Raw genomic sequence first — 4,025 nt, forward strand, 5'->3', positions numbered from 1 at the left:
CAAGAAAGCGTTCGCACTCATCTGGGCTATACTCATCTTGCTCAGATAGTCCGCAGACTTGGAGAATTATTAAAGCCTGAGAAAGTGCGATTTTATAGCCTCTTTCACGAGCAATAACTAGTAATTCAGTGATATCTAATGGTAATTGGGCTTTCTTCCCTTGTTTTTTTCCCCCATTCTTCGTTGACGGCGAGGAATTGCCCTGAGTTTCTGACAGTGCATTGTCAACAATTGGAGATAATAGAGCCATCACTTCCTCATCATTTCCACCCTGCTCAATTAAGGTGCGACATTCACGAAACCTGTCTGCATCATTCTCGGTATACAACTCTTTTTCAGGTATCCTGCTCAAGCGTAAAGTTCGGCTAATTTCTGATGGTGAGAGGTTGTTAAAAAGTTCTTGTGGTTGATACATAATCATGAATTCCTATTTAAAAAGCTTGAAACGACATATTTGCGTTCACTGAAAAAGATGCTCAGAAAGGAGCAATGCGTCAAATCAATTCAAAAAATGGTCAGTCCTAAAAAGGATTTAACCAGTCAGTTCCCGACTCCGATTCTTCTAGTACGGGAGTTCTAGCTATTTGTAATGGTTCTTTGACTGAAGTCTTGGATATTGGTAATGGTGATGATTGTATTAGCTGTAGTGGTTGTGATTGATTAGAGGCGACTGCAATCATCGGCGTTCCTTGAGACGGGATTTCTCCCAGCAGTCCCATCAAATATGAAGAGTGGAGTTGAAGGCGGTAAAGACAAGCACGAATGTGTGGCTCTAAATCCACTGATTGATTCACAGCTTGATAAGCTAAAGGAAGCCAATAGCTGCTGATAGCAATCATCGCCATATCTTTAGCAGGATAAAGAGTATTTCTGGAGTTTAGATACTTAATTACCACGGCTTCGGAACTATCAGCCTTAACTCTACTTCGTAAGCGAAACTCAACATCTGAAAACATTCTAATATTCCTCTCTTCACAAGCAAATTACTATTACGAATTACGTTAGCGTAGCGGTAGCGACGCAGGAGCGTCATTACGAATTACGAAATGTAGCGTGTTGGTAACGAAACAATCCATATACATCAGTGAAACGCAAGCACAAGGCATCTTTTTTAATCGGCAGGTTAAAAGCTAAACGCACATCCTCAGATAATTCTGCTGCCCATGAAATGTCGGTATGAGTAAACAAATTTTTCAACTCCGAACCTAAATATTCCGACGTTCCACCACCAATAATGACTTGCTCAATATGGGCAGGAATATTAATTTTGAGCCAAGTGGATACCTTTTCCCAGTATTCTTTACGAGATAAGTCAGCCACTTCAATAATTTGTGCTATCTCCTCAACCTGAAAATCAGACTTCTTGCTCCGAGCCAAAGGTTTGCAGTATCTCGGTTTCAATGTCGGGCCTGATAGATGAACAGCCTTTAACAGATCATGTAAGTTTTGCCCTGATGTTCGGCTTTTGATTCTCTCCAGCATCCACGCCAAGCCCAATCCTTCCGTCTTTCCAGTTGAGATACCACGCTCAAAGATTACGGCTGATATATCCCGAAAACCCACCATCACCACAGCAATGTTCATTTTATTGAAATCTGTGCCAAGTTTTTTACTTCGCGTCAATATCAGTCCCCCACCTTCGGGCAAGCACTGAAAGTTAATCAGATTTATACAAAATTGTTTCCCTCGAAAGCTAAAGCTAGACAGTGCCTTAGTTAAACCCCTCTCCAATCTCTCTCTATCTTCCCACTCCCCATAAGGCAATAGCAGTCCCAAGGATAAATCAAAGTTTGCCTTCAAAGAATCTCTAATCGCTATTGCCCCCACTGCTGCCAAAGTTTTTGGAATCGCGTTCTCATACTTGAGTTCTAAAAAATTGATTCGCGCTTCAAAATACTTTTGTGCCAAAAACCCAACCGCATAATATTCTTCGTTGTACTCTATCCACGCTTCATTCTCTGGATTGGGCCGATTCATTTGCCCAGACTCATATAAATCCAACGAATCTTTGGAAATCTTAATTAACTCTGGTTCCATACACAGCAATTCTGACTTGTACGAAATCTCCGAGAGAACACGATAAACCATCTTCGTCATTGAAGTTCCCGGATCAAGACTCAACATCAAATCCACAAGAAAAATTCTCCCTGTTTTTGACCCTTTTTTTGTCTATCTAATTGATAATTACTCTCAACTCGAACCGCCCAAACCGTGATTTTTTCCACATTTACAAAGAAAGATTACAGTTTTAGCAATACTCTTTGACTTTTCATAAATTCGTGCATCTGATAGAAAATCTCCACAAAATCTCTCAATTCCCAATTTTCACCAATTACATTCAACATCTCCCAATATCTAAACAATATCTCCCAAATCTCCAATTCATTTCTTACCTTTTCAACTATTCAACATCATCTAGTCACAAAATTCTCATTAGCTTAATATTTTCCAACAATTCCTAAGACTTCCCAAGACTTCCTAGCACTTCCTGATACTTCCCAATTTTCTCAAGGATTCTCCCAATTATCTAGTAATTAGCTTCAAGAACCACAACCCCTGTAATCCATCTTTTTGTGACGCACAGTACGCCATATTTGGCGGAAAGAATGCTCGATTTTTTGCTATATTAAATGGCATGAGCAATCAGGAATAAAAAATTGTTGAAGTCTAAGTCTCACCAAGTTTTTTTAACTCGACATCAAACAGAAGTAAGTTTGATGCCGGTGATTAACAAGGAATTCAATAGTTATTGGCAATTGCGAAATCTCACAAACATTAAGTTATGTAAACCCCATAGCAGAGGTGAGCCATGCTAACAGCGGCTAACGTCTCAAGTGAGATGGCGGTGAACTACTTCATCAAGAATTACTATCACCAAGGAAAGTCGCTTTGGAGTGGTCAAGGTGCTAAAAAGTTGGGGTTGTCAGGGGCAGTCGATGACGAAGACGCTTTTAAAAATATCATTGAGGGGCAAAAGCCTGATGGTCGTGAGGTATTGAATGCCAGAGTAGTCAAAGAAAAGGGGAAAGGAGAACGCAGAGCCGCATTAGACTGTACATTTTCTGCGCCCAAAAGTGTGAGCTTGATGGCATTGGTGGGTGGGGATACACGGTTAATCGATGCCCATCATCAGGCGCTAAAAGAAACCTTGGAGCTAATAGAGCAGCGTTATGCCTATACCAGAGTGACAGATAATAGCGGCAGACATAGAGTTAAGACTGGTAACTTGGTCGTCGCGCAGTTCGATCACATCGAAAGTCGGGATTTAGACCCACATCTGCACACCCATTGTTTGCTGATGAACATGACCCAAACTCCAGATGGTAGGTGGTTGAGTTTGGGTAATAATGAAATATTCGCCAATAAAAAATTCTTGGGGATGGCATACCAAAGCTCTCTGGCGCGTGAGGTGCAGAAGCTTGGCTACGAGATAGAGCTTCGTTTACATGGGCAGTTTGATATAAAAGGCTTTAAATTCGAGGATTTAGAGGCATTTTCTAAGCGGCGACAGCAAATCATCGCCTCATCTGGTGCTAATTCGACTTGGGCCGAACGTGAAAAAATTTGGGATGATACCCGCCAGCGCAAGCAGAAACTACCAGAATCAGAATTAGTTACATTGTGGAAGTCAGAAGCTGCGGCGTTAGGTATCACGTTTGTCAAGCCAGGAGAACCAAGAAAAGAACAGGCTCCTCTTGTGGTTGAGCAAAAAAGTCTGATTGATGCGTTAGATGATGCGATCGCACATTGCAGTGAGAGAAATGTCGCTTTTAGACAAGAGGATTTAGAAAAATTCATCCTAGAATCACGTTTAGCTACGGATGTAAAAGCGATTGCACCCCTGATTAGAGAACATCAAGAGTTAATCGGTTTGCCAGGGTTGACTCACCAATTTACGACGATGACAGCAGTGCGGCGGGAATTGGCGACGATTGACTTGATGCAGCAGGGTCAATGTAAATTTTGCTCCATTTCTGACTCGGAAGTAGTCGAAAACCACTTAGAGAATACTTTACTGAACAAAG

Annotated in this window: 3 protein-coding genes and 1 pseudogene; 1 reads left to right on the plus strand and 3 read right to left on the minus strand. The window is 41.4% G+C overall.

Going from position 1 to position 4,025, the window contains the following annotated elements; translation table 11 throughout:
* The 3 genes and pseudogenes from A4S05_RS32140 to A4S05_RS32150 form a co-directional block, all read right to left on the minus strand.
* Positions 1–415: pseudogene (locus A4S05_RS32140) on the minus strand (hypothetical protein); the annotation flags it as partial.
* A gap of 106 nt (positions 416–521) precedes the next feature.
* Positions 522–956 (minus strand): hypothetical protein, encoded by a 435-nt coding sequence (locus A4S05_RS32145; RefSeq protein WP_069073830.1) that lies wholly within the window; start codon positions 954–956, stop codon positions 522–524.
* 76 nt (positions 957–1,032) lie between these two features.
* Positions 1,033–2,124, minus strand: coding sequence for a ParM/StbA family protein (locus tag A4S05_RS32150; protein WP_256091321.1), 1,092 nt, complete (start codon positions 2,122–2,124; stop codon positions 1,033–1,035).
* A gap of 685 nt (positions 2,125–2,809) precedes the next feature.
* On the opposite strand from A4S05_RS32150, the gene mobF reads away from it, so the two are divergent.
* Positions 2,810–4,025, plus strand: a 1,216-nt coding sequence (gene mobF, locus A4S05_RS32155; protein ID WP_141699868.1) for a MobF family relaxase, incomplete at its 3' end; no start/stop codon positions are given.

Source organism: Nostoc sp. KVJ20 (assembly GCF_001712795.1).
Classification (GTDB): Bacteria; Cyanobacteriota; Cyanobacteriia; order Cyanobacteriales; family Nostocaceae; genus Nostoc.

Excerpts from the sequence above, each read along its gene's own strand:
- A4S05_RS32145 (WP_069073830.1), bottom strand. The coding sequence starts at position 956 with ATGTTTTCAGATGTTGAGTTTCGCTTACGAAGTAGAGTTAAGGCTGAT.
- A4S05_RS32150 (WP_256091321.1), bottom strand. The coding sequence starts at position 2,124 with ATGTTGAGTCTTGATCCGGGAACTTCAATGACGAAGATGGTTTATCGT.